25 protein-coding genes and 2 pseudogenes are annotated in these 24,748 nt (G+C 71.2%); 10 read left to right on the forward strand and 17 right to left on the reverse strand.

Annotated elements, in window-relative coordinates:
• Positions 1-170: 170 nt before the first annotated feature.
• Both P8T65_RS18435 and P8T65_RS18440 read right to left on the reverse strand, forming a co-directional pair.
• On the reverse strand, positions 171-1,835 hold the full coding sequence (locus P8T65_RS18435) for a protein kinase domain-containing protein (protein ID WP_316726398.1): 1,665 nt from the start codon (positions 1,833-1,835) through the stop codon (positions 171-173).
• 170 nt (positions 1,836-2,005) lie between these two features.
• On the reverse strand, positions 2,006-2,851 hold the full coding sequence (locus P8T65_RS18440; protein ID WP_184904828.1) for a menaquinone biosynthetic enzyme MqnA/MqnD family protein: 846 nt from the start codon (positions 2,849-2,851) through the stop codon (positions 2,006-2,008).
• A gap of 378 nt (positions 2,852-3,229) precedes the next feature.
• On the opposite strand from P8T65_RS18440, the gene P8T65_RS18445 reads away from it, so the two are divergent.
• Positions 3,230-3,433 (forward strand): cold-shock protein, encoded by a 204-nt coding sequence (locus tag P8T65_RS18445; RefSeq protein WP_003992177.1) that lies wholly within the window; start codon positions 3,230-3,232, stop codon positions 3,431-3,433.
• Between the two features lie 121 nt (positions 3,434-3,554).
• Here the strand turns inward: P8T65_RS18445 and P8T65_RS18450 are convergent, their stop codons facing one another.
• Entirely contained in the window at positions 3,555-4,139 is a 585-nt protein-coding gene (locus P8T65_RS18450) for an XRE family transcriptional regulator (RefSeq protein WP_316726400.1), read from the reverse strand.
• Between the two features lie 68 nt (positions 4,140-4,207).
• Between P8T65_RS18450 and P8T65_RS18455 the strand changes: the two genes are divergently transcribed.
• Entirely contained in the window at positions 4,208-4,921 is a 714-nt protein-coding gene (locus P8T65_RS18455) for an AzlC family ABC transporter permease (RefSeq protein ID WP_316731630.1), read from the forward strand.
• Positions 4,922-4,941: 20 nt separating this feature from the next.
• Positions 4,942-5,235: an AzlD domain-containing protein gene (locus P8T65_RS18460; protein ID WP_184906515.1), complete on the forward strand. Its 294-nt coding sequence runs from the start codon at positions 4,942-4,944 to the stop codon at positions 5,233-5,235.
• Between the two features lie 134 nt (positions 5,236-5,369).
• Here the strand turns inward: P8T65_RS18460 and P8T65_RS18465 are convergent, their stop codons facing one another.
• Positions 5,370-6,152: a hypothetical protein gene (locus tag P8T65_RS18465; RefSeq protein ID WP_316726401.1), complete on the reverse strand. Its 783-nt coding sequence runs from the start codon at positions 6,150-6,152 to the stop codon at positions 5,370-5,372.
• A gap of 193 nt (positions 6,153-6,345) precedes the next feature.
• On the opposite strand from P8T65_RS18465, the gene P8T65_RS18470 reads away from it, so the two are divergent.
• A complete protein-coding gene (locus tag P8T65_RS18470; protein ID WP_316731631.1) occupies positions 6,346-9,183 on the forward strand; it encodes an AAA family ATPase in 2,838 nt (945 codons plus the stop codon).
• A gap of 105 nt (positions 9,184-9,288) precedes the next feature.
• Here P8T65_RS18470 and P8T65_RS47285 read toward each other — a convergent pair.
• Together P8T65_RS47285 and P8T65_RS18480 are read right to left on the reverse strand one after the other, a co-directional pair.
• Positions 9,289-9,396 (reverse strand): annotated as a pseudogene (locus P8T65_RS47285) (AidA/PixA family protein); the annotation flags it as partial.
• Between the two features lie 356 nt (positions 9,397-9,752).
• A complete protein-coding gene (locus P8T65_RS18480) occupies positions 9,753-10,148 on the reverse strand; it encodes a hypothetical protein (RefSeq protein WP_316726402.1) in 396 nt (131 codons plus the stop codon).
• A gap of 142 nt (positions 10,149-10,290) precedes the next feature.
• On the opposite strand from P8T65_RS18480, the gene P8T65_RS18485 reads away from it, so the two are divergent.
• The gene (locus P8T65_RS18485) at positions 10,291-10,773 is read left to right on the forward strand and encodes a hypothetical protein (RefSeq protein WP_316726403.1); all 483 of its coding nucleotides are present in this window, start codon (positions 10,291-10,293) and stop codon (positions 10,771-10,773) included.
• A gap of 35 nt (positions 10,774-10,808) precedes the next feature.
• Here P8T65_RS18485 and P8T65_RS18490 read toward each other — a convergent pair whose 3' ends face one another.
• Positions 10,809-12,722: an AMP-dependent synthetase/ligase gene (locus P8T65_RS18490; protein ID WP_316726404.1), complete on the reverse strand. Its 1,914-nt coding sequence runs from the start codon at positions 12,720-12,722 to the stop codon at positions 10,809-10,811.
• Positions 12,723-13,029: 307 nt separating this feature from the next.
• On the opposite strand from P8T65_RS18490, the gene P8T65_RS18495 reads away from it, so the two are divergent.
• Positions 13,030-14,103 carry a MaoC/PaaZ C-terminal domain-containing protein gene (locus P8T65_RS18495; RefSeq protein ID WP_316726405.1) on the forward strand — a complete coding sequence of 358 codons (1,074 nt, stop codon included), beginning with the start codon at positions 13,030-13,032 and terminating at the stop codon, positions 14,101-14,103.
• A 100-nt stretch (positions 14,104-14,203) separates the two neighbouring features.
• Here the strand turns inward: P8T65_RS18495 and P8T65_RS18500 are convergent, their stop codons facing one another.
• The 6 genes and pseudogenes from P8T65_RS18500 to P8T65_RS18525 form a co-directional block, all read right to left on the reverse strand.
• Complete coding sequence (locus P8T65_RS18500) at positions 14,204-14,851, reverse strand: TetR/AcrR family transcriptional regulator (RefSeq protein ID WP_184904846.1); 648 nt, start codon at positions 14,849-14,851, stop codon at positions 14,204-14,206.
• A gap of 250 nt (positions 14,852-15,101) precedes the next feature.
• Positions 15,102-15,392: pseudogene (locus P8T65_RS18505) on the reverse strand (DUF4229 domain-containing protein); the annotation flags it as partial.
• Positions 15,393-15,491: 99 nt separating this feature from the next.
• The gene (locus P8T65_RS18510) at positions 15,492-16,016 is read right to left on the reverse strand and encodes a GNAT family N-acetyltransferase (RefSeq protein WP_316726406.1); all 525 of its coding nucleotides are present in this window, start codon (positions 16,014-16,016) and stop codon (positions 15,492-15,494) included.
• A gap of 245 nt (positions 16,017-16,261) precedes the next feature.
• A complete protein-coding gene (mqnE, locus tag P8T65_RS18515; protein WP_184904852.1) occupies positions 16,262-17,425 on the reverse strand; it encodes an aminofutalosine synthase MqnE in 1,164 nt (387 codons plus the stop codon).
• Positions 17,426-17,484: 59 nt separating this feature from the next.
• Complete coding sequence (locus P8T65_RS18520) at positions 17,485-17,940, reverse strand: Lrp/AsnC family transcriptional regulator (RefSeq protein ID WP_184904854.1); 456 nt, start codon at positions 17,938-17,940, stop codon at positions 17,485-17,487.
• A gap of 97 nt (positions 17,941-18,037) precedes the next feature.
• Positions 18,038-18,739, reverse strand: coding sequence for a UbiX family flavin prenyltransferase (locus P8T65_RS18525; RefSeq protein ID WP_316726407.1), 702 nt, complete (start codon positions 18,737-18,739; stop codon positions 18,038-18,040).
• Positions 18,740-18,846: 107 nt separating this feature from the next.
• Here P8T65_RS18525 and P8T65_RS18530 point away from each other — a divergent pair, with 107 nt between their 5' ends.
• Complete coding sequence (locus P8T65_RS18530) at positions 18,847-19,503, forward strand: rhomboid family intramembrane serine protease (protein ID WP_316726408.1); 657 nt, start codon at positions 18,847-18,849, stop codon at positions 19,501-19,503.
• Here P8T65_RS18530 and P8T65_RS18535 read toward each other — a convergent pair.
• The 3 genes from P8T65_RS18535 to P8T65_RS18545 are packed head-to-tail and all read right to left on the reverse strand — an operon-like array spanning position 19,448 to position 22,424.
• On the reverse strand, positions 19,448-20,020 hold the full coding sequence (locus P8T65_RS18535) for a Uma2 family endonuclease (RefSeq protein WP_316726409.1): 573 nt from the start codon (positions 20,018-20,020) through the stop codon (positions 19,448-19,450). The genes P8T65_RS18530 and P8T65_RS18535 overlap by 56 nt on opposite strands.
• Positions 20,021-20,064: 44 nt before the next feature.
• Positions 20,065-20,970 (reverse strand): menaquinone biosynthesis prenyltransferase MqnP, encoded by a 906-nt coding sequence (gene mqnP / locus P8T65_RS18540; RefSeq protein ID WP_316726410.1) that lies wholly within the window; start codon positions 20,968-20,970, stop codon positions 20,065-20,067.
• The gene (locus tag P8T65_RS18545) at positions 20,967-22,424 is read right to left on the reverse strand and encodes a menaquinone biosynthesis decarboxylase (RefSeq protein ID WP_230219447.1); all 1,458 of its coding nucleotides are present in this window, start codon (positions 22,422-22,424) and stop codon (positions 20,967-20,969) included. Before P8T65_RS18545 ends, mqnP begins: the two co-directional genes overlap by 4 nt.
• Positions 22,425-22,518: 94 nt before the next feature.
• Between P8T65_RS18545 and P8T65_RS18550 the strand changes: the two genes are divergently transcribed.
• Positions 22,519-22,965, forward strand: coding sequence for a PLD nuclease N-terminal domain-containing protein (locus P8T65_RS18550; protein ID WP_316726411.1), 447 nt, complete (start codon positions 22,519-22,521; stop codon positions 22,963-22,965).
• 75 nt (positions 22,966-23,040) lie between these two features.
• On the opposite strand, the gene P8T65_RS18555 is transcribed toward P8T65_RS18550, so the two are convergent.
• Positions 23,041-23,475, reverse strand: a complete 435-nt coding sequence (locus P8T65_RS18555) for a hypothetical protein (protein WP_316726412.1) — start codon at positions 23,473-23,475, stop codon at positions 23,041-23,043.
• A 79-nt stretch (positions 23,476-23,554) separates the two neighbouring features.
• On the opposite strand from P8T65_RS18555, the gene P8T65_RS18560 reads away from it, so the two are divergent.
• Both P8T65_RS18560 and P8T65_RS18565 read left to right on the forward strand, forming a co-directional pair.
• On the forward strand, positions 23,555-24,355 hold the full coding sequence (locus P8T65_RS18560; protein ID WP_316726413.1) for a MerR family DNA-binding transcriptional regulator: 801 nt from the start codon (positions 23,555-23,557) through the stop codon (positions 24,353-24,355).
• A gap of 171 nt (positions 24,356-24,526) precedes the next feature.
• A complete protein-coding gene (locus P8T65_RS18565) occupies positions 24,527-24,745 on the forward strand; it encodes a hypothetical protein (RefSeq protein ID WP_316726414.1) in 219 nt (72 codons plus the stop codon).
• The last annotated feature ends 3 nt before the right edge of the window (positions 24,746-24,748 follow it).

Raw genomic sequence — 24,748 nt, forward strand, 5'->3', positions numbered from 1 at the left:
GACCCCCACACGTCCGCCCGGTGGGGGCTGGTCGCGCAGTTCCCCACGCCCCTCAAAAGGCAGGGGCTGCGCCCCGTGCCTTTTGCCCCTGAGGGCCGGAGGCCCGACAGGGGCGCGGGGAACTGCGCGAGAAGCCCCACTCAGCCGCAGCCAAAAGCCGGCCCCTCACTTCACCTTTTCGTCTTTGCCAGGCGGGCCGTCGGGTCGCCCGCGTCCGCGTTGTCCGCGGTGTACTGGAGTTCGTCGCCCACGGGGGTGAGCGTGACCTCGTGGGTGTTGCTGGTGCAGGTCTTGGGGTTGTTCTTCGCGTCGGCGATGCTCGTGACGACGACGTGGTCCTCGGTGACCTTCTTGAGGACGAACGTGTCGTCGCAGGCCCCGCCCAGCAGGTCGACGGAGCGGAACGTGCCCAACCGGTCGCCGACGGAGCCCTGTTCGAGAGTGATGGTGAAGGTGCCCGCCGGGAGGTTGCCGCCGAGGGCGTAGCCGTCGCCCTCCCACGTGCCCAGGTACTTCTTGGGCAGGTCGCCCGCCCCGTCCTGCGGTTCCGGGTCCTTGTTCCCCTCGCTCGGGCTGCTGCCGGCCGAGGGGGCCTTGCCGGCCGCCTCTTCGCCCTTCTCGTCGCCGTTCAGCATGTTCAGCCCGAACACCAGACCTAGGCCCACCACCGCGAACGCGCCCGCGACGGCCAGGGCGACCGAGCAACTCACCCGTCGGCCCCGCCCGTTCGCCGTGGTCGTGGACGCCGCCGCCACACTCAGCGACAGCTTGCCCGGCGGTGGGACCGTGTCCGCCGACGCGGAGTCGGTCCGCTGCCCCGGCACGTGGGTCACGGGCGGCGACATCACCGGAGGCGGGCCGAACACCCCACTCGCGGACGGGGCTTCGACGCCGACCGACGGGCTGCTGAACTCCACCGGTCCGGACGGGACTTCCTCCGCCGCGTCCAGGTTCAGGAGGTGCACCGCGCTGCGGCCGACCTGTTCCACCAGGGGGCCCGGCAGCCAGCCCGCCGCCACCAGCGGGGCCGCGCCCTGGGGAGCCAGCATGCGGGCGACCTCGTCGGGGGCCGGGCGCGCGGCGGGGTCCTTGGACAGGCAGCGCTCCACGAGGGCGCGCAGGTCGCCCTCCACGCCGTCGAGCCGGGGTTCCTCGTGGACGACCTTGTAGAGGAGGGCGGCCGAGGAGTCACCGGGGAACGGGGACTGGCCGGTCGCGGCGTACGCGAGGACCGCGCCGAGGGAGAAGACGTCCGCCGCGCCGGTGATGCCCTTGCCGAGGATCTGCTCGGGGGACATGTAGCCGGGGGAGCCGATCGAGACGCCCGTCGAGGTCAGGGACGCCGTGCCGTCCGTGGCGCGGGCGATGCCGAAGTCGATGAGGAGGGGGCCGTCGACCGTGAGCAGGACGTTCGACGGCTTCACGTCCCGGTGGACCAGGTCCAGCGCGTGCACCGCCGACAGCGCTTCCGCCAGGCCCGCGCCCAGGACCCGTACGGAGTGGGGAGGCAGGGCACCGCCGTCCGTCACCGCCGTCGCCAGTGAGGGACCGGCCGCGTAGCCCGTCGCCACCCAGGGGACCGACGCCTCCGGGTCCGCGTCCAGGACGGGGGCGGTCCAGGCTCCGCCCACCCGGCGGGCGGCGTCGACCTCCCGCCGGAAGCGGGCACGGAACTCCTCGTCGAGGGCGAAGTGCGGGTGCACGACCTTGACGGCGACGGTACGGCCGCCCGCGCTCCGCCCCAGATAGACGCGGCCCATCCCGCCCGCCCCGAGCCGGCCGAGCAGCCGGTAGGGCCCCACGACCGTGGGTTCGCCGACATCGAGCGGTCGCATGGACGACACCTCCCCCGTCCCTCCCCCGTACTCCCCGCGCTTCCAGCGTAGTGCCGTACGCCCGAAAGGAAATGTGAGCGTCGGCGACGGATCCGCAACCGATCCCACAGAACAGCGAATTCGTCAACCGGAATTCCGGGAAGTTCACCGGGACTTCGCCGGAAAGGGGCTCAGGAAAGCAGGTCGACCTTCACGTCCGCCGGAAATCCGGTGGTGGGGCCGACCCGCCGCGCGAACTCGGCGACCGCGGACAGCTGCGGACCGCCGAAGCGGAAGTCCAGGGTCGTGAAGTACCGCTCCAGGACCCGCTCGTCGAATGCCTCCCAGCGGGCCGCCTGTTCGGCGACCTTGGCCACCTCGGTCAGGGACAGGTCCCGGGAGGCGAGGAACGCCTCGTGTACCTTGCGGGTGACCTCGGGCTCCCGCTCCAGGTAGTCACGCCGCGCCGCCCACACCGCGAAGACGAACGGCAGCCCCGTCCACGCCTTCCACATGGCACCCAGGTCGTGCACCTCCAGGCCGAAGCTCGGCCCGTCGAGCAGGTTCGCGCGCAGCGCCGCGTCACCGATGAGCACGGCCGCCTCCGCCTCCTGCATCATCAGCGAGAGATCGGGCGGGCAGGTGTAGTACGACGGTTGTACGCCGACGCTCTCGGCCAGCAGCAGCTGCGCGAGGCGTACGGAGGTGCGCGAGGTCGAACCCAGGGCGACGCGTGCGCCGTCCAGGCGTTCGAGTGGCACCTGGGAGACGATCACGCACGACATCACCGGGCCGTCGCAGCCGACGGCGATGTCAGGGAAGGCGACCAGGTCGTCCGCGTTGCGCAGGAACTCGACCAGGGTGATGGGCCCGATGTCGAGGTCCCCGCGCACCAGCTGCTCGCTGAGCTTCTCGGGGGTGTCCTTGGTGAGCTCGAAGTCGAGGAGTGTGCCCGTTCTCGCGAGCCCCCAGTAGAGGGGCAGGCAGTTCAGGAACTGGATGTGGCCGACGCGCGGCCGGTTGCGAGAATTGTCCACATCGCGAGGCTAGCCCTCATGGGGTACGGTGCGGGCTCCGGGGGCCGGGAGGTGCCCCCGAAACCGGACGTACACCCCGTGTCAACACTGTCGACGGCGTGTCGTCGGTGGGACAGAAGAGGAAGTAGAGGCGGTCCGTCAAGCCGGAACCCGAGCGGTTCAAACATCCGGGTGACGTGATCTTGCCCTCTATTGCATTCCCCTGCCTGCGTGCTAGGCTCGCCGCAAGTTGCAGTTTGGTTTCCCTTGCAGTACAGAGCCTGCGGAGCATGTGACCGCGGGCTCTCGTCTTTTCAGACGTATGCAGTTGTGCGGCATCTTGTTTTCACACTTGCAGGGTTCTGGAGCAGGGCAACCCTTTGGGCCCAAGGAGGGCTTATGGCTACCGGAACCGTGAAGTGGTTCAACGCCGAAAAGGGCTTTGGCTTCATCGCCCAGGAGGGTGGCGGCCCGGACGTCTTCGTCCACTACTCCGCCATCAACGCGAGCGGTTTCCGTTCGCTGGAGGAGAACCAGCAGGTCTCCTTCGACGTGACGCAGGGCCCGAAGGGTCCGCAGGCGGAGAACGTCACCCCCGTCTGATCCGTTCGATCCGAGGGATGCCCCTCTGACGACGTCTGAGAGCACCACCCAAGGAGCCCCTCGCCTTTCGGCGCAGGGGCTCCTGCCTTTTCGCCGCCCTTTCCCCGCCCCCCGCCCGCTCCTACATGTGCTGCATCACCAGGACGAACGTCGTCCCCGGAGCCAGCGCCTCGTACGAGTGCGGCACGTCGCCGCGGAACGCCATGTAGTCACCGGGGCCGAGTTCGACCTCCTCGCCCCTCGGGCCCGCCTTCACCCGGCCCGTGCTCACGGTGAGGTGCTCGACCGTTCCCAGGATGTGCGGCTCCGACTCCCGCACCGACCCCGGTTCGAGCCGGGTCCGGTAGATGTCGCGGCGCGCGCCCGGCGGACTGGCGGACAGCAGGACCGCCGTGTAGCTGGAGTGCTCCGAGTGGACGGTGGGCCCCTCCCCCGCCCGGACCACCTGCACCGCCGGCATCGGCGGCTCGATCAGCACGCTGAACGGCACCCCGAGCGCCACGCCCAGCGCCCACAGCGTCTCCATGCTCGGATTGCCGCTCGCCGCCTCCAGCTGGGACAGCGTCGACTTCGCGATCCCGGCGCGCTTGGCCAGCTCGGAGAGGGAGAGACCGGCGCGGGTGCGCTCCCGGCGGAGGGCGGCGGCGATCCAGTCGAGCGGGAGCCGGGACGGGGGCTTCGCTTCCGAGGGTGCTGCGTCGGACATGTCGTTCGCTCCAGAAGTACGATCGTTCGCCTTGACGAACATGAGGGCTCATGTTCATTGTAGAGAACATGCGTTCGCTGCTCCGAACACCTCAGGTCCGTGATCCCGCCCTGTTCCGGGACGTCTCCCTCGTCTGCGCCGCCGGGGGTGTCGTCGGTGTCTCCTTCGGGGCGATCTCGGTGGCGGGCGGGCTGCCCGTGTGGGTGCCGGTGGTGATGTCTCTGATCGTGTACGCGGGGGCGGCGCAGTTCAGCGCGGTCGGGATCCTGTTGGCCGGGGGTGGCCCGTTCGCGGCGGCGGCCACCGGCCTGCTGCTCAACACCCGCAACGCCGCGTTCAGCCTGGCGGTCGCCGACCTCCTGGGGCCGGGGAGGACCGCCCGGTTCGTGGGCGCGCATCTCGTCACCGACGAGACGGTGGCCTTCGCCCTGGCGCAGAGCGATCCGGTACGGCGGCGGGTCGCGTTCTGGGTCTCGGGGCTCGGCCTCTTCACCGTCTGGAACGTGTGCGTCCTGGCCGGGGCCCTGGCCGGCACCGCGCTGGGCGACACCGCCACGTACGGCCTCGATGCCGCCTTCCCGGCGGTGCTCGCCGCGCTGGTCCTGCCGGCCCTGCGGGAGCGGCCGCCCGTACGGCGGGCCGCGCTGCTCGGGGCGCTCGTCGCGCTGGCGGCGACCACGGTCACGCCGACAGGTGTTCCCGTGCTGCTGGCGCTGGCCGGGCTGCTGGTCTGGCGGGCGTCGCCGGAAGGGAAAGGCGCGGCGGACGGGAGGACGTCGTGAGCGGCAGGGTCGTCGGCGCGATGCTCGCGCTCGCCGTGGGGACGTACGCCTTGCGGCTCACCGGGCCCGCGCTGCACGGGCGGGTGGAGATCCCCGTACGGGTGCGGGAGTTGCTGGCCGGGGCCGCCGTGGTGCTGCTGGTGGCACTGCTGGCCACGGGCGCCCTGACGGAGGGCGGCGCTTTCGCGGGGTGGGCACGGCCCGCCGGGGTGCTGGCGGGCGGGGTGCTGGCGTGGCGGAAAGCCCCGTTCGCGGTGGTGGTCCTGGGCGCGGCGGCGACCACGGCGGGGCTGCGGGCACTGGGGATCGGGTAGCCATCACGGCCGGGGCCCGGCGACAGCGCGCCCGAAAAGGGCGCGGGGAACTGCGCGACCAGCCACGACGAACCGACGGCCGGAAACCAACCCTTAAGCCCCCCCTCCCCTCCCGGCCCTCCCCCGGCCCGCCCTCAGGCGGCCCCCTCCGCGGCCAGCGACTCCATGACCCGCCGCAGTCGGACGCCCCGCCCCAGGTCCGGTTCGAGTCCCTTCCCCCTCAGCAGCGCGGTCAAGGACGCCTGGACGACCTCCGCGCCCTCGGGAGCGACCCGCTTGGAGACCTCCAACCACTCCAGAGGCTGGTCCGCTCCCACCGTGCAGTGCTCCACGGTCACTTCATGGTGGTCCAGACGCACTCCGCGCCAGCGGACCGTGTGGACGGGACCGAGGACGTCGAGCGAGCCGAGACCGACGTCGATGTCGGCACAGTCGGCGAGGAAGGCACGCTGACGGTCGGAGAAGACGAGGTCCAGGGGCTTGGCGCCGAGCGCGGCGGCCTCCACGGCCGTACCTCCGCAGTCGGAGACGAGAGCGGCGGAAAGCACCCGGCGGTCGCCCGACCAGACGGCCGCCAGGTGGAAGGAATCCGGTCCCTGCTCACGGAAGCGCAGCCAACGTTCCGAGAGCCGGGACCGGCGACAGGGCCGCAGTTCCGCGGTCGCGGCCCCTCCCCGCCCGCTCCCCGCCCGTAGGCGCAGGATCAGCCCCGCATCCAGAAGCGGCAGGTGTCCTGGCGCCGTGGAGCGGGCGAGGGCCTCACAGAAGTAGACGCGGCGCCGGGCTCCCCCGGTGTCCGGCGCCAGCGCCCCAGTCGCGGCGGCCGCGCCCGCACCCGAGAACGTCACCTTGATCTCGACCGAGTCGAGCCGGTCGGATCCCGAGGCGAGATCCCCGCGTCCCACGGATGCCGGCATGGGCCGTCCCCCTAGTTCCGCGACCTGGTTCATTTCCCCTGTTTCCCTTGGTTCTTCTGTTTCTTGTGATTCTTTGGTTCCTGCTGTTTCCTTCGGTTCCTGCTTTCCTACGTTCTCCATTGAAGAGCCGGGGCGACCCCCGTCGCTTCGGGGAAGTCCCTACATCTCCCCTGACAACTCCCCCTGGGGGATGATGGACGGGCGGGGCCGGGCACGGCGGGCACCAGGGGGTGGCGCATTGTTACGGGGACTCGTCGGTCGGGAGCGGGAACGCCGACTGATGGACGACCTGCTCGTGGCGGGTGGGGCGGGTGGGGCGGCACTGCTGTTGTGGGGCGAACCCGGTATCGGGAAGACCGCCCTGCTCGACTACGCGGCGGAGCGGGCGGCGGCCGGCGGCTCCGGCGCGGCCCCGGCCACGGTCCTGCGCGCCCGGGGCATCGAGACCGAGACCGTGCTCCCCTTCGCCACCCTCGGCGACCTACTGATGCCCCATTCGTCCCTTTTCAGGGAACTCCCCGGCGCCCAGCGCGCCGCCCTGGAGTCCTGTCTGGCCCTGAGCGGCGACCCGGCGGACCCGCCGGGCAACCCCTACGCCGCCTGCATGGGCGCCCTCAACGTGCTCGCGGCGCTCGGCGACGAGCGCCCGGTCGTGGTCCTCGTCGACGACCTGCACTGGGTGGACCCCTCCTCCCAGCGCGTCCTGTTGTTCGTCGCCCGCCGCCTCTCCAGCGAACGTGTCGCCCTGGCCCTGGGCTCCCGCGAGGACCACGGCGAGTCGGGGCCGCGCCGCAGCATCCCCGCCGTGCAGGTGGGCGGGCTGGCCCCGGAGGAGTGCGCCGCCCTGCTGGAGGGCCGCGTGACCCCCGACGTGCTCGCCGACCTCGTACGCGTCAGCGGAGGCAATCCGCTCGCCCTGCGGGAGATCGCGGGCGCGCTGACGGACGAACAGGCGCGCGGGGAGCGGCCGTTGCTCGATCCGCCGTCCCTCGGCAGTCATCTGGAGCGTGCCTGGGCGGCCCGGATCGACGGACTGCCGGACACCGCCCGCCGGGCCCTGGTCGTGCTGGCCGCCAGTCGCTCCACGGCGGCGGGTCCGTTGCGCAAGGCCCTGGAGGTGGCCGGGCTCTCCCTCGACGCGCTCTCCCCCGCCGAGGAGGACGGCCTGATCACGGCCACGGCGGACGGGCTGGACTTCCACCACCCGGTGCTGCGCGCGCTGGTGCTGGGCCGCGCCCCTCTCGCGCACCGGTACGCCGCGTTCCAGGCGCTGGCCGAGGTGAGCACCGGCTCGCTGCACGCCTGGTACCGGGCGTCCGCGACCCCCGGCCCCGACGAGGAGGCCGCGGCGGCGCTCGCCGACGCCGCGCGGGAGGCCCGTCGGCGCAGCGCCTTCGGCGAGTCGGCGCTGGCCTGGCGGCGCGCCGCCGAGCTCACCCCGGACCCCGCGCCGCGCGCGGACCGCCTCCACCACGCCGCCTCCGACGCCCTGCTCAGCGGTTCCCCGGCGGGCCCGCAGTGGTGCGAGGAGGCCCTGCGCATCACCCCCGACCCGGCCGTACGCGCCGCCATCCAGGGCCTGTTGGGCCGTATGTACACCTGGAAGGGCGAGACGGCCCAGGCGTACGCCCTGCTCATGAACGCCGCCGACGCCGTGCGCGGCTCGGACCGTACCCGGGCCTGTCTGCTGCTGGCGGAGGCGACGGCCGCCGCGCGCCTGGACGGCCATGTCCCGGCGGCGGTCCGTGTCGCGGAGGAGTCCCTCGCCCTCGCCTCCGAGTCCGGGCCCGAACGCTGGTACAGCCTGTCGATGCTGGGCGGGGCCCTGATCATGTCCGGCCGTACGGCGCGGGGGCGCGAGATGCTGGAGGCCGCCGACCGGCACGGCGGCGGTGACCCCGTCCGCGACCAGCAGGTGTACGCGATCGCGGGGCAGGCCTGGAGCCGGGCGGAGGAGTTCGTCCGGGGGCGCCGGCTCCTCAACACGGCCGTGGAGTCCGCCAGGCGGCACAGCGCGGTGGGCGTGCTGGGCTTCACCCTCGCCGTACGCGGGGAGCTGGAGACCCGGATCGGCCAATGGGCGTCCGCGCGGGGCGACTTGACGGAGTCCCTGCGCTGGGCGGAGGAACTGGGCCAGCTGACGTGCGTGAGCTACACGCTGTACTGCCTCGCCCGGCTCGAAGCCCTGCGCGGTGAGCGGGTCGAGTGCGAGGAACATGTGGCGCGGGCCCGGCGGGAGTGCGGGACGTACGGCATCGGCTGCCAGGAGTTCCACATGACGGCGGTGCTCGGGCTGTCGGCCCTGGCCCACGGTGACCACGACGCGGCCGTCGACCAGCTGGAGCAAACGTTGTCACTGGCGGTCGAGCAGGGCATCGGGAACCCCGAGGTGGTGCCCTTCGCGGCGGACCTGGCCGAGGCGCACGTACGGGCGGGGAACGCGACGCGTGCCGCCGAGGTCGTGTCCTGGCTGGAGGAGCGGGCCCGGGAGACGGGCCTGGCGTCGGCGGAGGCGGCGGCCGCCCGGGTCCGGGGGCTGCTCGCGGGGACGCCGGAGGAGGCCGAGGCGTTCTTCGGGGTCGCGCTGAAGGCCCACCAGCGGACGACGGGGCCGTTCGACTGGGCGCGGACCCTGCTGTGCGAGGCGGAGGTCCTGCGACGTTACCGCCGCCCGGGGGCCGCGCGCGCCCCGCTGGCCTCCGCCCTGGCCTGCTTCGAACGGCTGGGCGCGGTGCCGTGGGCCCGGCGGGCCGCCGGTGAACTCGCGGCGGCGGGCGGCGTCCTCGGCACCGCCCGGTCCGCCGGCAGCGGCACCGGCGGCATGGGCGGCGCCCTGAACCAGCTGACCCCTCAGGAGTTCCAGGTGTCGCGGGCGATCGCCCGTGGCCTCAACAACACGGAGGCGGCGGCCTCGTTGTTCGTCTCCCGGAAGACGGTGGAGGCCCATCTCACCCGGATCTACCGCAAGTTGCACGTCCGCTCCCGGACAGACCTGACGCGCCTGCTGACGGCGGCGGACCTGGTGGATTGACGTAGGCGGCACCGCCCCCGGTGGGCGACGGCACCGCGGAGGCGCGGTTCCCCGACGGCGGGGCCTACGTCGCGACCTCGCCGACCCTCCTGGCACGTATTTGCACAGTAACGCCTTGTAGTCGCTGCCGAGCGACAGTGTCGTCTCCCGCCACCTGATGGTGTCCCCGGGTTCGGCACGGAGATTCAGTTCGGCCCCCGACGTGCCGACGATGTGGCCGCGTCGAACGCGATCAGGACGTTGAGATCAGCCATTTCCTGTTCCTGCCGCACGAGCAAAGTCTGGAAAACACCGATCACCTCTCTTGACGGAATTCGACTTGCTCGCCTCTTCTCACCGGGGCCGGAGTTCCGCCAGGGGCGGAAGGGAGAGATGACGAACCCGAGGCGGAGAATTCACGGACTGAATGTGGCCGTCCTGAGCACGAGACGACGAAGGCTCCGCCCCCGCTTTTCCGGCGCCGCCCTTCGATGGCCCTTTCGACACGGATCACCCCGACGGCATCGCGCCAAGAACCCGAAGTTCCGCCAAAGATCGCAGAAACGTGCCGCCGAGGGGCGACTGCGGATTCAGCGGCGTTCCTTGAAATGCACACCGACGAAGAGGGCCCCGATCACGCAGCTGAGTGTTCCGGCCCGGACGAAGAGTTCTCCGCCGTCGGCGTCCGGCACCCCCGGCAGGTCCCAGCCCAGCCACCGCACGCACACCCACGCGTACGCCCATCCGGCCACCCCGAGGGCGGCGAAGGCCAGGGCGACCTTCCCGTTGGCCGAGGCGGGAAGGGAACGGAGGTCGGCCGCCACCCGTCGTACATCAAGGGGTTCCGCCTCTCCTCGGCGCGCCCTCAGATGCAGGTCGTGGAGGCCGAGGAACAGGAAGCCGATGAGGCCCATGGCCACCGAGGCGGTGAAGAGGGGACCGGTGAGGTGGTCGTCCCGACCCGCCGAGGTGAAGGTCCGCACCATGGACCAGCCCCCACGACGACGGTCAGGAGCGTGCAGGCGGTGTAGAGCCTGCCCCACGGCGAGGAGTGCAGGTGCGCGACGCGTCTTCGGATCATGCGGTCGTACAGTATCGGCCTCGGTTGTGCGGGAAAGGCGGGGGACGATGACGAAGCGGGGCGTTCTGCTGGGCTGGGGCGGGCTGGTGGTCCTGCTCGGGGTGGGTGTGGGCGTGTGGTGGGGCTGGTTCCGGGCGCCGTACGCGCTCGCCGACTCGCCCCGGGTCGACGTGACCGTGCGGGCCGCGAAGTCCGAGTACCCGGATGTGCGGGTGACCGCCGAGGACGTCGACACCCTGGTGCGGGTCTATGTCCAACGGCTCAAGGCCGGTGACGTGGAAGGGCTGATGGAGCTGGCCGGGCCCGCGTACGACGGCACCCGGGGTGCCGCCTACGAGCAGGTGCGGGAGTTCGGCGAGGGCGCGCGCGGGCCTGTCGAGGTCACCGTGCTGGAGGGAGACGTCGACTACTTCAACCCCGTCCGGCTGACGTACGACCGGACCGGCCAGGAGCAGGAGTTGCTGCTGGTCAAGGACGACGGGTACTGGTGGGTCGGACTGGGAGAGGGCGACCCGGCCGCGGGGATGTAGGGCGGAGGAGGGTCCGTCGCCGCGGGCCGGCGGGCCTACTTCTCGTACAGCCCCTCGATCTCCGTCGCGAAGGCCTTCTCCACGACCTCCCGCCGTAGCTTCATCGACGGCGTGAGGTGGCCCGCCTCCTCGCTGAAACCGTCGGGGACGATCGTGAACCGGCGGATGGACTCGGGGCGCGAGACCAGGCGGTTGGCCTCGTCCACCGCGCGTTGCAGGACGGCCCGCAGATCCGGGTCCTCGGCCAGGCGGTCGACGGGGGTGTCCTGCTTGGCGTTCATCTGGGACCAGTGGCTGATGCCCTCGGGGTCCAGGGTCAGCAGCGCGGTGACGTACGGGCGGCGGTCGCCGATCACCATGGCGTGGGCGATGAGGGGGTGGGAGCGCAGCCAGTTCTCCAGCGGCGCCGGGGCCACGTTCTTGCCGCTGTCGGTGACCAGGATCTCCTTCTTGCGGCCGGTGATCGTGAGGTAGCCCCCGTCGTCCAGGTGACCGATGTCGCCGGTGGCGAACCAGCCGTCGGGCCCTGCGGGGACTACACCGCCGGCCTGCGGGTCCCAGTAGCCGCGGAAGATCTGACCGCCGTGCAGCAGGATCTCTCCGTCGGCGGCTATCCGGACCCGGGTGCCGGGGAGGGGGCGGCCGACCGTGCCCAGACGGGGCCGGTCCGGCGGGGTCACGGTGACGGCGGCGGTCGTCTCCGTCATGCCGTAGCCCTCGAAGACGTCGATGCCCGCGCCCGCGTAGAAGGCGGCCAGCCGACGGCCGAGCGGGCTGCCGCCGGAGATGACGTAACGGACCCGGCCGCCCAGCGCCTTGCGGATGCGCCTGTAGACCAGCGGGTCGTAGAAGGTGCGGGCCGCCTTCAGGAAGGCGGACGGGCCGGGCCCGGTGCCGTGCTGCTCGGCTTCCAGGGCCTCGCCGTAGCGGCGGGCCACGGCCGAGGCTCGGTCGTACGAGGAGGCGCGGCCCATGCGTTCGGCGGAGGCCCGGGCCGTGTTGAAGACCTTCTCCAGCACATAGGGGATGACCAGCAGGAACGTCGGGCGGAAGGACTTGAGGTCGGCGAGGAGGTCCTCCGTGCGGAAGCTCGGCGAATGGCCGAGGCGCACCCTCGCCCGCATACAGCCGATCGCGACCATGCGGCCGAACACATGGGCGAGCGGGAGGAAGAGGAGGGTGGAGGCCTCCTCGTCCGTCTTCGCGCGGAAGATGGGGTAGAGCAGGTTGATCGCGTTGTCGACCTCGGCGTAGAAGTTGCCGTGGGTGAGCGCGCAGCCTTTGGGGCGGCCGGTCGTGCCCGAGGTGTAGATCAGGGTCGCGAGGGTGTCGGGGCCCAACACCCCACGCCGTACGGCCACTTCCTGGTCCGACACATCACGGCCCAGCTCGGCGAGCCGGTCCAGGTGCTTCTTCTCGAAGACCCACATATGGCGCAGGTCGGGGATGCGGTCGAGTTCGGGGCCGAGGGCGGCGGCCTGGGCGGCGGTCTCGACGGCGAGGGCCACCGCGCCCGAGTCCTGGAGGATCCAGCGGGTCTGGAAGACGGAGGAGGTGGGGTAGACGGGGACCGTGACCAGGCCCGCCGCCCAGGCCGCGAAGTCCAGGAGGGTCCACTCGTACGTCGTCCGCGCCATGATCGCGATCCGGTCGCCCGGCATGAGGCCCTCGGCGATCAGGCCCTTCGCCAGCGCGAGCACCTCGGCGGCGAAGGCGGCGGCCGTGACGTCCCGCCACCGGCCGTCGCCCTCTCCGTCCGTCCCGCCGTGCTTCCGGCTGAGGACGACCGAGTCGGGGGCGTGGGTCGCGTTGTCGAACGGGATGTCCGCGAGCGAGCCGTAGGTCACGGGCGCGGCGAGCGCGGGGACGTACGCCTCCCGCACGATGCCGTCCAGCCGCTTCAACTCGGTTTCCACCAGGGCGGGTTCGGTGCTTTCGAGGTTGGACACGGGCGGCTCCTGGGCGTTCGGTGTGTCCGGATCGTACGGGGTTGGTGTGTGAGGTTCGTGTGAGTGTGGCGATGGTCCGGAGATGGAACGGGGCCGGGGATGTGCAGTGTCGCAGACCGCCCGGTCGTGACTCCGCCGCAGGTCAAGGGCGCGCCAAGTTACCTGAGGGTCATTCAGCTCCCGGGGTGCACGGGAGGCTCGACCCGCCCTTACCTCGGGTAACCTGACTGCGGAGTAAGAATGTGGAGCAAGGAAGCGGAATCCGGCGCGGGAGCAGAGCCCGGCGCGGGGAAGGGGAGACCGTCCGATGCACACCGTCACCCTCGTACGACCGCCCTCCCTCGGCCCGCTGCTCGCCAGGGGCGCGCTCCTCTCACCGGGCAGAAGCCGCAGGCTCCCGCGCGCGTCGGCCTCCGGGTTCGTCTCCCCCTCCCGACTCCCCCGACTGGTCCTCCCCGGCGTCCGGATCGACCTCGCGCGGCTCGCCGCGTACGAGCGGGTCTGCGGGTTCCCGACCGGGGAGGACGCCGTTCCGCTGACGTATCCGCATGTCCTCGGGTTTCCGGCGGCCATGCGGATCATGGCCGGGCGGGGCTTCCCGTTGCCCCTGCTCGGGCTCGTGCACACATCGATCGAGATCACCCGACGTCGACGGCTGCCCGCCACCGGGGTGTACGAGATCACCGTGTACGTCGCCGAGTTGACGCCCCACCGACGCGGCACCGAGGCGACGGTCGTCACGGAGCTGCGGGACGGGGCGGAGACGGAAGGCAGGACCGGGATCGCGTGGGAGTCCCGCAGCACGTACCTCGCCAGGCACCGGCGTGAGCGGGGGGAGCCGGGTGAGCAGGGGGCCGGAGGTGCGGTGGCGGGCGAGAGGGGAGCGCGGGCCGACGGGGGTGGGAGCCAGCGGGACGGGGGCGGCGGGAGCCGTGGCGTACGGGACGGTGAGGGCGGCGGGAGTGGGTCGGCGGGGAGTGGGCGGCCGGATGTGCCTGCTGTCGTCGAGTGGCGGTTGGGTGGGGATGTGGGGCGGCGGTACGGGGCGGTGTCCGGTGACCGGAACCCGATCCATCTGCATCCGCTCGGCGCCCGGCTGTTCGGCTTCCCCCGGGCCATCGCGCACGGCATGTGGACCGTGGCCCGCTGCCTCGCCGAGCACGGTGCGCCTCCGGCGGCCCTTGTCCGCGCGGAGTTCCGGGCGCCGGTGCCGTTGCCGGGCACGGTGACGTACACGGCGGACGGGCAGGCGTGGGGTGGGTTCGAGCTGCGCGGGGGCAGTGCCCCTGGGTCGGCCGAGACCCCCGGATCAGATGGGTCGGGGGGTATGGATGGAGGGCGGGTTCACGTGAGGGGGCAGGTGTATCCGCTGGTGGGCTGAGCGGGTGGGTGGGGGTGGGCGAGGGTGCGTTGCCGGGTGCGGCTGAGTGGGGCTTCTCGCACCCGAAAACGCGCCCCAACCACCCCCGCACCTCCCCCTCTCACACCACAGCCGGCGGTGTCCACGGACGCCCCTCCATCAGGTCTCCCAGGCCCGCCCACGCGAAGTTCATCAGCGTCGTGGCGGCCTGGCGTGCGGTGATGCCGGGCGTGGCGTTGGCCCAGGCGGCAAGCGCCTCGGCGGCGCCGACGAGGCCCTCGGCGAGACCGGCGACCTCCCGTTCCGGCAGGGACGGGTCCCGACGTGCCTCCCGCGCCGCGACCAGGATCAGCCCGGTCACGAACGCGACCATCTCCTCCCGCATCGCCGCCACTTCGGCGGCGAACGGCTCCCCGTGCGTACGGGCCTGGAGGTGCAGCACGGCCCAGGCGTCGGGGTTGCGCGCGGTGTGCGTGAAGAACGCGCCCAGCCCGTCCCAGAGTTGGCGGTCGGCCGGCAGTTCGGGGTCCACACCCGCCCGTACGGCCGTGGTGAGCGCCTTGGCCTCGCGGCGGATGCAGGCCGTGAAGAGGTCTTCCTTGGAGTTCAGGTACAGGTACACCAACGGCTTGGACACGCCCGCCAGTTCGGCGATCTCGTCCATCGAGGCCGCCCTGTACCCCCGCTGCCCGAACGTCCGCACCGCCGCGTCCAGCATTTGCTGTTCCCGCACCGCACGAGGCATCCGTTTGCTCTTCACCGCACCCATGCGGGCAAGCGTACGGTTCCGACGCCGTGGAGGGACCTGGGCGTCAGGCGGTTGATCCCTTTTGGCGGACCGGCGAACGCTCCCGCCGGACGGTCCGCGTACGGCCTGCGTAGCCTCTACGAAGCCGCTACGAGGCCTTGCCGGAGCCCGACTGGACGGCGGCCGTGTCATCGGCCTCGCGAGCCTCGTCGGCCCCGGCAGCCGTGTCGGCCTCGGCCGTGGTCTCGGCGGAGGCCTCCGCGCTCGGGGTCCGGGCCGCGTCGTCGGCCTCGTCCTCCTGGCTGCGGTTGGCCGCGAGGTTGGACTTGACGCGGCCGATGGAGCGGTCGAGGCGGGGGGCGATCTGCTCGGAGGCGCGGTCGCGCTCCTTGCGGAGGGCGACGAAGCTGATCGGCGCGGAGACCAGGAGCGCGAGGACGACCATCCACATGCCGTTGGACGCGCCGAGGCCGCGCGGGGCGACGCCGGAGTAGACGAGGGCCCAGACGACCACGAAGCAGCCCACGAAGATACCGAGGCGCATCAGTGTGTAGCGGAGCATCTCAATCCACTCTTCCGTTTCCGTTCCGGACGTTTTCGAAGACCGTCGTCCAGTGAAGCACGATCGGGGGGCGATCTTGCACGGGGGTGTTGGCCCGGCTCACGTCAGGGGCAGCAGCATCGTGATGTCGTCGCGGTGGTCGTCGGGGGCGACCCGTATGGCGCCGGGGACCCGGCCGACCTCCTTGTAGCCGCAGGAGGCGTAGAAGTGCTCCAGGCCGAGGCCGCCTCGGCAGGTGAGGCGGATGGCGTCTATGCCGTCGAAGTCGCGGGCCGCGGTCTCAGCCGCCCTCATGAGGTCGCGGCCGTAGCCCTTGCCCTGGTGGGAGGGGTGGACCATCACCGTGTAGAGCCAGACCCAGTGGGCCATCAGGCGGTGGGTGTTGAAGCTGAAGAAGGCGGTGGCGGCGGGGGTGCCGGTGTCGTCGAGGCCGAGGAGGAGGCGGTGTCTGCCCTCCGCCATGGCGGTGAGGTGCCTGAGGAGTTCCGGGCGGATCGCTTCGCGGGTGGTCGGGGGGACGAAACCGACGGCTCCGCCGGTGTTGGTGACGGCTGTCCAGAGGGTGAGGATGCCGTCGTGGAGGGTGGGGGTGAGGGGTGGGTCCAGGTGGAACGTAAGGGGCATGGGGGGACCGTAGTCATTACGTGGGACTCGCCTCAAGAGGGTTCTCGCCCCCGCCGCCCCTACCCGTCCCATCTTTCAGGGGCTGCGCCCCTTCGACCCCCAGGCGTCCGTCCGGTGGGGGCTGGTCGCGCAGTTCCCCGCGCCCCTGAAAAGCGGGGGCTGCGCCCCACGCTTTTCAGGGGCGCGGGGAACTGCGCGAGAAGCCCCACTCACCCCACTCACCCGCACCCGAACAACCTGCCCCCTCAGACCCGCATCGGCTGCGGGGACTCCCTGCGCGCCGGGTCCGGGCCCTCGTACTCGCGGATGATCTCGTACCTCGTGTTGCGTTCCACGGGGCGGAAGCCCGCGTCGCGGATGAGGTCCAGCAGGTCCTCGCGGGTCAGCTTGTTCGGCGTGCCGTAGTTGTCCGCGTCGTGGGTGATCTTGTACTCGACGACCGAGCCGTCCATGTCGTCCGCGCCGTGCTGGAGCGCCAGTTGCGCTGTCTGGACGCCGTGCATGACCCAGAAGACCTTGACGTGGGGGACGTTGTCGAAGAGCAGGCGGGAGACCGCGAAGGTCTTCAGCGCCTCCGCGCCGGTCGCCATCTGGGTACGGGCCTGCAGCCTGTTGCGGACCTTGCCGTCCTTCACGTCCACGAAGTCGTGCTGGTAGCGCAGCGGGATGAAGACCTGGAAGCCGTTCGTCTCGTCCTGGAGTTCACGCAGGCGCAGGACGTGGTCGACCCGGTGGCGGGGCTCCTCGATGTGGCCGTACAGCATGGTGCACGGGGTCTTGAGCCCCTTCTCGTGCGCCAGGCGGTGGATCCGCGACCAGTCCTCCCAGTGGGTGCGGTGGTCCACGATGTGCCGGCGGACCTCCCAGTCGAAGATCTCCGCGCCGCCGCCCGTCAACGACTCCAGGCCCGCGTCGATCAGTTCGTCCAGGATCTCCGACGCCGTCAGACCGCTGATCGTCTCGAAGTGGTGGATCTCCGTGGCCGTGAAGGCCTTCAGCGAGACGTTCGGGAGGGCGGCCTTCAGCTCCTTCAGGGAGCGCGGGTAGTAGCGCCACGGGAGGTTCGGGTGCAGGCCGTTGACGATGTGCAGCTCGGTGAGGTTCTCGCCCTCCATCGCCTTGGCGAGCTTCACCGCCTCCTCGATGCGCATCGTGTACGCGTCCTTCTCCCCCGGCTTGCGCTGGAAGGAGCAGTACGCGCAGGAAGCGGTGCACACGTTGGTCATGTTGAGGTGGCGGTTGACGTTGAAGTGGACGACGTCGCCGTTCTTCCGTGTCCGCACCTCGTGCGCCAGACCGCCCAGCCAGGCCAGGTCGTCCGACTCGTACAGCGCGATGCCGTCCTCGCGGGTCAGCCGCTCACCGGAGCGGACCTTCTCCTCCAGCTCGCGCTTGAGCCCGACGTCCATGCCCACACCCTTCACCGATCAACCGCCTCTACGACCTCACCCACCGTACGCCCATCGCCCTACTCCTCCTCCGGCAGCTCTCCCACCCGGTTCTCCCACTTCGTGGAGAGGATGATCGTCGTACGGGTGCGGGAGACGCCCTTGGTGCCGGAGAGCCGGCGGATGGTCTTCTCCAGACCGTCGACGTCGGGGGCGCGCACCTTGAGCATGTACGAGTCGTCGCCCGCGATGAACCAGCAGTCCTCGATCTCGGCCAGTTCCCGCAGCCGGTCCGCCACGTCCTCGTGGTCGGCGGCGTCGGAGAGCGAGATGCCGATGAGCGCGGTCACACCGAGGCCGAGGGAGGCCGCGTTCACGGTGGCGCGATAGCCGGTGATGACGCCGGCCGCCTCCAGCCGGTTGATGCGGTCGGTGACACTGGGTCCCGACAGTCCGACGAGGCGTCCCAGCTCCGCGTAGGAGGCCCGGCCGTTCTCCCTCAGGGCCTGGATGAGCTGCCTGTCCACCGCGTCCATGCGATCGGTTGCCTTCCGACTAAGAATTGCGTTGTGGGTGATGGGTGTTCGGTGATGCCCGGTCATGTACGACGAGACGAGAGCGGTGCGGGTGAGGTCACCTGTGGGACTCGCGCGCCCGGCCGACCTCGCCCTCCCAGCGCCGGTACAGGGTGTGCGGGACGCCCGCCGCGTCCAGCGCCCGTCCGGCGACGAAGTCCACCAGGTCCTGGATGTGCGTGGCCCCCGCGTAGAACGCCGGCGACGCGGGCAGTACGGTCGCGCCCGCCTCGTCCAGGGTCACCAGGTGCCGCAGAGTCTGCCCGTTCAAAGGGGTCTCGCGGACGACGACCACGAGCCGGCGACTTTCCTTGAGGGTGACGCTCGCCGCCCGTTGCAGCAGGTCCTTGGAGAGTCCGAGGGCCACGCCCGCGACGCACGCCGTCGATGCGGGGACGATCAGCATCCCCTTGACGGGGTACGAGCCCGAGGACGGTCCGGCTGCCAGGTCGCCGGGGTTCCAGTACCGGACCCGGTCGCCGTGGTCGCCGTCGAGGTCCACGGCGAACGTGCCGGGCTTGCCGTCCGCGCCACGGGACAGCCATTCCCGCAGGTCGTCACGCCAGTGTGCGTCCCGGAAGGCGATGCCCGTCTCGTCGAGCAGGGTCAGCCGCGAGGCCCGGGACACCACGAGGTCGACACTCTCGCCCGCGGCGAGGAGCGCGCGCAGCACGGCCGCGGCGTATGGGGTGCCGGATGCGCCGGACACCCCTACGATCCAAGGCGTACGCGGCGTCTTCCCTGGCTTGACTGGGTTCACGACACCGAGCCTATCCGGCGCCGCGCGGTGGGAACCGGCCAAGGGGGCCCGGCCGTTTCCACGAAGGACGGGTGAGGTCGGGACGGGGGTTCGACATGGCGGGTGGAATGCGCGGGACGCTGGGTCCCGAGCGGCAGTGGTCGCGCGGGGACCGTGCGAAGGCGGCGGCCAAGCTGATGGTGGGCTGGGTCGCGCTGCTGTGGATCCTGGAGGTCGTCGACGTGGCGACCGGCCACGCGCTGGACGACTTCGGGATAGTGCCGCGCTCGGTGCCCGAACTGGTCGACGTCGTGCCCGCTTCCTTCATCCACTTCGGCTTCGGCCATGTCGCGGCGAACAGCGTGCCGCTGCTGGTGCTGGGCTTCCTCGCGGCGCTGGGCGGACTGCGCCGCTTCGCCGCCGTCTGCGCGCTGATCATCGTCGCGGACGGGCTGGGGGTCTGGCTGATATCCCCGGACAACACCAACACCGCCGGTGCCTCCGGCGTCGTCTTCGGGCTCTTCGGGTTCCTCGTCGTCACCGGCTTCGTCGAGCGCCGGCTGCTGGGGGTCGCGGTAGGTGTCCTGGTCGCGGCCGTCTGGGGCGGCGCGATCCTCGGCGGCATCGCCCCGAACGCGACCGGGATCAGCTGGCAGGGCCATCTGATCGGGCTGGTGACGGGCGTGGTGGCGGCGTTCTTGTTCCGCCGCCGGGCGGACGGGGCCGCGCTCAGGGCGCGCCGGGCGACGCGGGGTCCACAGGAAGACGGCTCGTATCGACCGTAAGGCGGCCGATCTTGGTCTCCACGGCGAGCTTGCCGCCGTACGCAAGCGTGTCTCGTCCGCGGTAGCCGTCGGGGCCGGGGTTCCAGAGCGTGACGAGATGAGCCTTCTGCGGGTCGAAGATCAGGTAGTTGGGGATGCCCCGAGAGGCGTACTGCCTGTTCTTGACCTCGTAGTCGTTGCGGATGCTGCTCGGGGAGACCACCTCGATGGCGAGCTCAATGAGGTCGGGTGCATAGAAGGTCAGATTCCGGTTCTTCTCGGCTGCTGGGATGAGCGCGAGATCGGGGCAGAACTCGAAGTCGTCGCTGAAGGGAATGGCCACATCGCTGATGAATCCCCACTCCGGGCCCAGCTGGGCTTCCATCTGTGTCCAGAGCCGCACGATGGTCTCGTTGTGGAACGGCCTCAGCGGACTCATCACGATGTTGCCCTCGACAATCTCCATCCGGTATCCGCGGAACATGTCCTCGTACCGGGCGAGCTGCGAGTGCAGGCGGTCACTGTCCGAGATGGTCACGTCAGCCTCCCTCTCTCTGCACTCGATGGTAGGCCGCACCATATTCAGAAGGTCAGACCCCGAACCAGAAGGTCCAGCAGCGCACACACGAACAGGGCAATGCCGATGAACCCGTTGACGGAGAAGAACGCGCGGTTCAGGCGGGACAGGTCGTGCGGGCGCACGATCGTGTGCTCGTACACGAACGCGCCCGCGACGATCGCCAGCCCCAGCCACAGGAACGCGCCCGCGTCGGTGAGGATCGCGTACCAGACGAAGAGGGCCGTGGTCAGCGTGTGGCAGACCCGGGCCGCCCAGACCGCCGCCGGGATGCCGAAGCGGGCCGGGACCGACAGCACGCCGGACTCGCGGTCGGAGTCGACGTCCTGGCAGGCGTAGATGAGGTCGAAGCCGCCGATCCAGACGCCGACGGCCAGGCCGAGGACGACCGCCTCCCAGGACCACTCCCCCGTGATGGCGAGCCAGCCGCCGACCGGGCCCATGGCCTGGGCGAGACCGAGGATGGCCTGCGGGTAGTTCGTGAAGCGTTTGCCGTACGGGTAGACCACCATCGGGATCACGGCGACGGGGGCCAGCGCGAGGCAGAGCGGATTCAGCAGCGCCGCCGAGCCGAGGAAGATCACGACCGCGATCAGGGCGCCGGTCCACGCGTGCTTGACCGACATCGCGCCGGTCACCAGCTCGCGGTGCGCCGTGCGCGGGTTCCGCGCGTCGATCTCGCGGTCGATGATCCGGTTGACCGCCATCGCGAACGTGCGCAGGCCCACCATGCAGACGGTGACCAGGAGCAGCCGGACCCAGTGGATGTTGCCGTCCAGCCGGAACATGGCCGTGAGCGCGGCGATGTACGCGAAGGGCAGCGCGAAGATCGAGTGTTCGATCATCACGAGGCGGAGGAAGGCCTTGGTGCGGCCCGGTTGCTGCGGAAGGGCCGCCGACGCGCTGGTCACAGGCCGTACTCCTTCCAGCGGCGGTCGACGAGCGCCGCCGTGGCCGGGTCGGACTCGACCATGTCGGGCCAGCCGCCGTCCCGGGTGTAGCCCTCCTCGATCCACTTCCTGGTGGCGTCGATGCCGGCCTTGCCGCCCCAGAACTGCTGGTAGGAAGCGTGGTCCAGATGGTCCACCGGGCCCTCGACGATCGACAGGTCGCGGGAGTAGTCCGTGTTGCCCAGCGCCCGCCAGGCCACCTCGTGCAGGTCGTGCACGTCACAGTCGGAGTCGACCACCACGATCAGCTTGGTCAGGGACATCATGTGGGCGCCCCAGATCGCGTGCATGACCTTCTGCGCGTGCTTGGGGTACTTCTTGTCGATCGAGATGATCGCGCAGTTGTGGAAGCCGCCCGCCTCGGGGAGGTGGTAGTCCACGATGTCCGGCACGATGATTTTGAGGAGGGGGAGGAAGAAGCGTTCCGTCGCCCGTCCCAGCGGTCCGTCCTCGGTCGGCGGCCGACCGACCACGATCGACTGGAGCAACGGCCGCTTCCGCATCGTCACACAGTCGATCTTCAGCGCGGGGAACGGTTCCTGCGGGGTGTAGAAGCCGGTGTGGTCGCCGAACGGGCCCTCGGGGAGCATCTCGCCGGGCTCCAGCCAGCCCTCGATCACGACCTCGGCGTTCGCCGGCACCTGCAGCGGCACCGTCTTGCAGTCGACCATCTCGATCCGCTTGCCCGCGACGAACCCGGCGAACAGGTACTCGTCGATGTCTCCGGGGAGCGGGGCGGTGGAGGCGTAGGTCACGGCGGGCGGGCAGCCGAAGGCGATGGCGACCGGCAGGCGTTCGCCGCGCTTGGCGGCCACCTGGTAGTGGTTGCGGCTGTCCTTGTGGATCTGCCAGTGCATGCCGATGGTGCGCTTGTCGTGGCGCTGGAGGCGGTAGAGGCCGAGGTTGCGTACGCCGGTCTCGGGGTGCTTGGTGTGGGTGAGCCCCAGGTTGAAGAAGGAGCCGCCGTCCTTGGGCCAGGTGAAGAGGGCCGGGAGCAGGTCCAGGTCCACGTCGTCGCCCTGGAGGACCACCTCCTGCACGGGCGCGCTGTCCGCCTTCACCTTCTTCGGCGGGACGTGCGCCATCGCGCCGAGCTTGCCGAACGCCTCACGCACGCCCACGAAGCCCTGGGGCAGTTCGGGCTTGAGCAGGCCGCCGATCTTCTCGCTGATCTCGCCGTACGACTTCAGGCCGAGGGCCTTCAGCAGGCGGCGGTCGGTGCCGAAGACGTTCATCGCGAGGGGCATCGAGGAGCCCTTCACGTTCTCGAAGAGCAGGGCGGGGCCGCCGGCCTTGTTGACCCGGTCGACGATCTCCCCGACCTCCAGGTAGGGGTCGACTTCGGCCTTGATGCGCTTGAGATCGCCCTCGCGCTCCAGTGCGCGGAGCAGGGAGCGAAGATCGTCGTAAGCCATGGGGTCCAGTATCCCCGAGGGGCTACCCTGGCCCCGTCACGGGGCCCCGAGCACGGCCCCGATGTCACTTCCACCGCTTCCAGGGGGCCGTTCCATGCTCAGGCTGTTGATGTACCTCGTGCCGTGGGCGCTGACCATCTACGCGTTCATCGACTGCCTCAACACCCCCGAGGACGAGGCGAAGCACCTGCCGAAGATCGCATGGGTCTTCATCATCCTGCTCTTCTGGATCGTCGGCCCGATCGCCTGGCTCGCCGCGGGCAAGCTCCGCAACGTGCCGGCCGGCGGCCGCACGCCCTCCGAATGGCACCGCAACCACCGCACGCAGTACGTCGCGCCCGACGACAACCCCGAGTTCCTGAAGTCGCTCGCCGAGGACAACAAGAAGGACGATTCGCTGCTCAAGAGCTGGGAGGCCGACCTGCGCCGCCGCGAGGAGGAACTGAAGCGGGGGGAGCGGAAGGAGCCGGAGGGCGGCGCGAAGGGTGAGAAGGGCGAGACCGGCGAGAAGCGGGACAGGAAGGACGGCGAGGAGGCGTAGCGCGGGGGCGGACAGCGGTCGGAGGTCAGCTGTCGCCGAGTGGGGGCTGGTCGCGCAGTTCCCCGCGCCCGATGGTCAGTCGGTCGGCTCGTGCCCCTTCTTGTCCACGACGCCGACCTCCACGGAGACCTTCGACACGCCCTGGGTCCTGATGCACAGGAACTGGTCGTCGCGTACGGGCGTGGGTTCGCCCTCCGTCGCGGCCCCGGCGACGCGCTGGAGCAGCCCGGCCACGTCCTCGTCGTCGGCGGGTCCCCGGTCGACCAACCCGGTCGCGACCGCGGTGGCGAGGACGGTGGCCACGCCGAGCGGGAGCGTGACGGCGGCGAAGCGGCGGCGCGTGCGCGTGCGGGCCGTCGGCTCACGCGTGCCGGTGATCCGGACGGTGACCTCGCCGGTCAGCTCCTGCATGAGGTGGTCCTCCAGCCGTGTCAGCCGGTCGTCGGAGAGGCGCGGGTCGCCCGGACTCGGCAACAGCCGTGCCAGTTCGTCATGTTCCGCAGCACTCACCCTGAGCCCCCGGTCACTCAGGAATCCGCCTCGTTCCCTCGCCACACCCGCACGCCGAATAGCCTTAGCCTTCCACTCGATGCCTGAACCCGGACCACCTCCCAGTGCCCCCGCCCCCGCCCCCGTCTCCACCCCCGTCCGCCTCCGTCCCGTCGACCTCGCCCGGCTCTCCGGTGTCTCCACGCAGCAGATCCGCAACTACGAGGAGGCGGGGGTGCTGCCGCCGGTGCCGCGTACGGACTCGGGGTACCGGATCTTCGGCGACGCGCACCGGCGGGCGCTGCTGACGTACCGGGCGCTGTCGAAGGGGTACGGGGCGGTCGTGGCCACGCGGATCATGCGGACCGTGCACGAGGGGGACGTACCGGGGGCGCTGGCGCTGGTGGACGAGGCGCACGCGGCGCTGCACGCGGAGCGGGTGTCGTTGCGCACGACCGGGGAGGCGCTCCGGGCGCTGGCCGGGGAGCCGCCCGAGGACGACGTGCCCGCGGCCGACCTGCTGATCGGCGAGGTCGCGGCGCTGCTCGGCGTGCGGACGTCGACGCTGCGGGTCTGGGAGGCCGCCGGCCTGCTCTCCCCCGTGCGGGACCGGGGCACCGGCTACCGCCACTACGCCCCCGACGAGGTACGCGACGCCCGTTTCATCCTCGCCCTCCGCCGCAGCCACTACCTCCTCGACGACATCCGGCCCATCCTCGAAGACCTCCGCGCGGAGGGCGGCACGGAGGCCCTCCGCACCGCGATCACCACCCGCGGCGCCGAGCTGACCGCCCGCACGGCGGCCATGCTGGAGGGCGCCGGCCACCTGCACACGTACCTGTGCCCGCCCGCCGCCGAGCCGCCCGCGGCGGCCCCGGAGCGCCCGCCGCGCGACCTCTGAGCGCCACCCCGCGCGCCCATGAGCATCACCCGTGGTGGCGTATACCTCATCCAGGCTTGATGATGGACAAAGGGTAAGAAAGCGACGATTGCGAACGGCCGGGAGTCGGAGAAGCGCCGCTCCTCCTCGCGGCGGGCGTCCGCCGAGGAGCGGGCCTCCGTACCCGAGGCCATGCGGAGCGCGATCGAACAGCTCTCCCCCAGTCACTCGGGCGCGCTCGCGAGTCCGGTTCCCACGACGGAACTCTGCGACCGCTACGACCTCAGCTTCGACGACCTCAACCCCGGCCTCGGCCCCCACCTGGGCACCCTCCTCCTCCCCCGCCCCTCCCGCTCCCCCGATCCCGCGTCGCGTCGCGCACGTGACCGCGGCGCGACGCGGGCAGAGTGAGTT

Source organism: Streptomyces sp. 11x1 (assembly GCF_032598905.1).
Lineage (GTDB): Bacteria > Actinomycetota > Actinomycetes > Streptomycetales > Streptomycetaceae > Streptomyces.

Bases quoted from the DNA above. Each gene is read 5' to 3' on its own strand.
- P8T65_RS18485 (WP_316726403.1), top strand. From the start codon at position 10,291: ATGACGAAGCGGGGCGTTCTGCTGGGCTGGGGCGGGCTGGTGGTCCTG.
- P8T65_RS18445 (WP_003992177.1), top strand. From the start codon at position 3,230: ATGGCTACCGGAACCGTGAAGTGGTTCAACGCCGAAAAGGGCTTTGGC.
- P8T65_RS18530 (WP_316726408.1), top strand. From the start codon at position 18,847: ATGCGCGGGACGCTGGGTCCCGAGCGGCAGTGGTCGCGCGGGGACCGT.
- P8T65_RS18560 (WP_316726413.1), top strand. From the start codon at position 23,555: ATGCCTGAACCCGGACCACCTCCCAGTGCCCCCGCCCCCGCCCCCGTC.
- P8T65_RS18550 (WP_316726411.1), top strand. From the start codon at position 22,519: ATGCTCAGGCTGTTGATGTACCTCGTGCCGTGGGCGCTGACCATCTAC.
- P8T65_RS18455 (WP_316731630.1), top strand. From the start codon at position 4,208: ATGCGTTCGCTGCTCCGAACACCTCAGGTCCGTGATCCCGCCCTGTTC.
- P8T65_RS18435 (WP_316726398.1), bottom strand. From the start codon at position 1,835: ATGCGACCGCTCGATGTCGGCGAACCCACGGTCGTGGGGCCCTACCGG.
- P8T65_RS18470 (WP_316731631.1), top strand. From the start codon at position 6,346: ATGGACGGGCGGGGCCGGGCACGGCGGGCACCAGGGGGTGGCGCATTG.
- P8T65_RS18565 (WP_316726414.1), top strand. From the start codon at position 24,527: ATGCGGAGCGCGATCGAACAGCTCTCCCCCAGTCACTCGGGCGCGCTC.
- P8T65_RS18510 (WP_316726406.1), bottom strand. From the start codon at position 16,016: ATGCCCCTTACGTTCCACCTGGACCCACCCCTCACCCCCACCCTCCAC.
- P8T65_RS18500 (WP_184904846.1), bottom strand. From the start codon at position 14,851: ATGGGTGCGGTGAAGAGCAAACGGATGCCTCGTGCGGTGCGGGAACAG.
- P8T65_RS18480 (WP_316726402.1), bottom strand. From the start codon at position 10,148: ATGGTGCGGACCTTCACCTCGGCGGGTCGGGACGACCACCTCACCGGT.
- mqnE (WP_184904852.1), bottom strand. From the start codon at position 17,425: ATGGACGTCGGGCTCAAGCGCGAGCTGGAGGAGAAGGTCCGCTCCGGT.
- P8T65_RS18465 (WP_316726401.1), bottom strand. From the start codon at position 6,152: ATGCCGGCATCCGTGGGACGCGGGGATCTCGCCTCGGGATCCGACCGG.
- P8T65_RS18520 (WP_184904854.1), bottom strand. From the start codon at position 17,940: ATGGACGCGGTGGACAGGCAGCTCATCCAGGCCCTGAGGGAGAACGGC.
- P8T65_RS18460 (WP_184906515.1), top strand. From the start codon at position 4,942: ATGCTCGCGCTCGCCGTGGGGACGTACGCCTTGCGGCTCACCGGGCCC.
- P8T65_RS18495 (WP_316726405.1), top strand. From the start codon at position 13,030: ATGCACACCGTCACCCTCGTACGACCGCCCTCCCTCGGCCCGCTGCTC.
- P8T65_RS18450 (WP_316726400.1), bottom strand. From the start codon at position 4,139: ATGTCCGACGCAGCACCCTCGGAAGCGAAGCCCCCGTCCCGGCTCCCG.
- P8T65_RS18545 (WP_230219447.1), bottom strand. From the start codon at position 22,424: ATGGCTTACGACGATCTTCGCTCCCTGCTCCGCGCACTGGAGCGCGAG.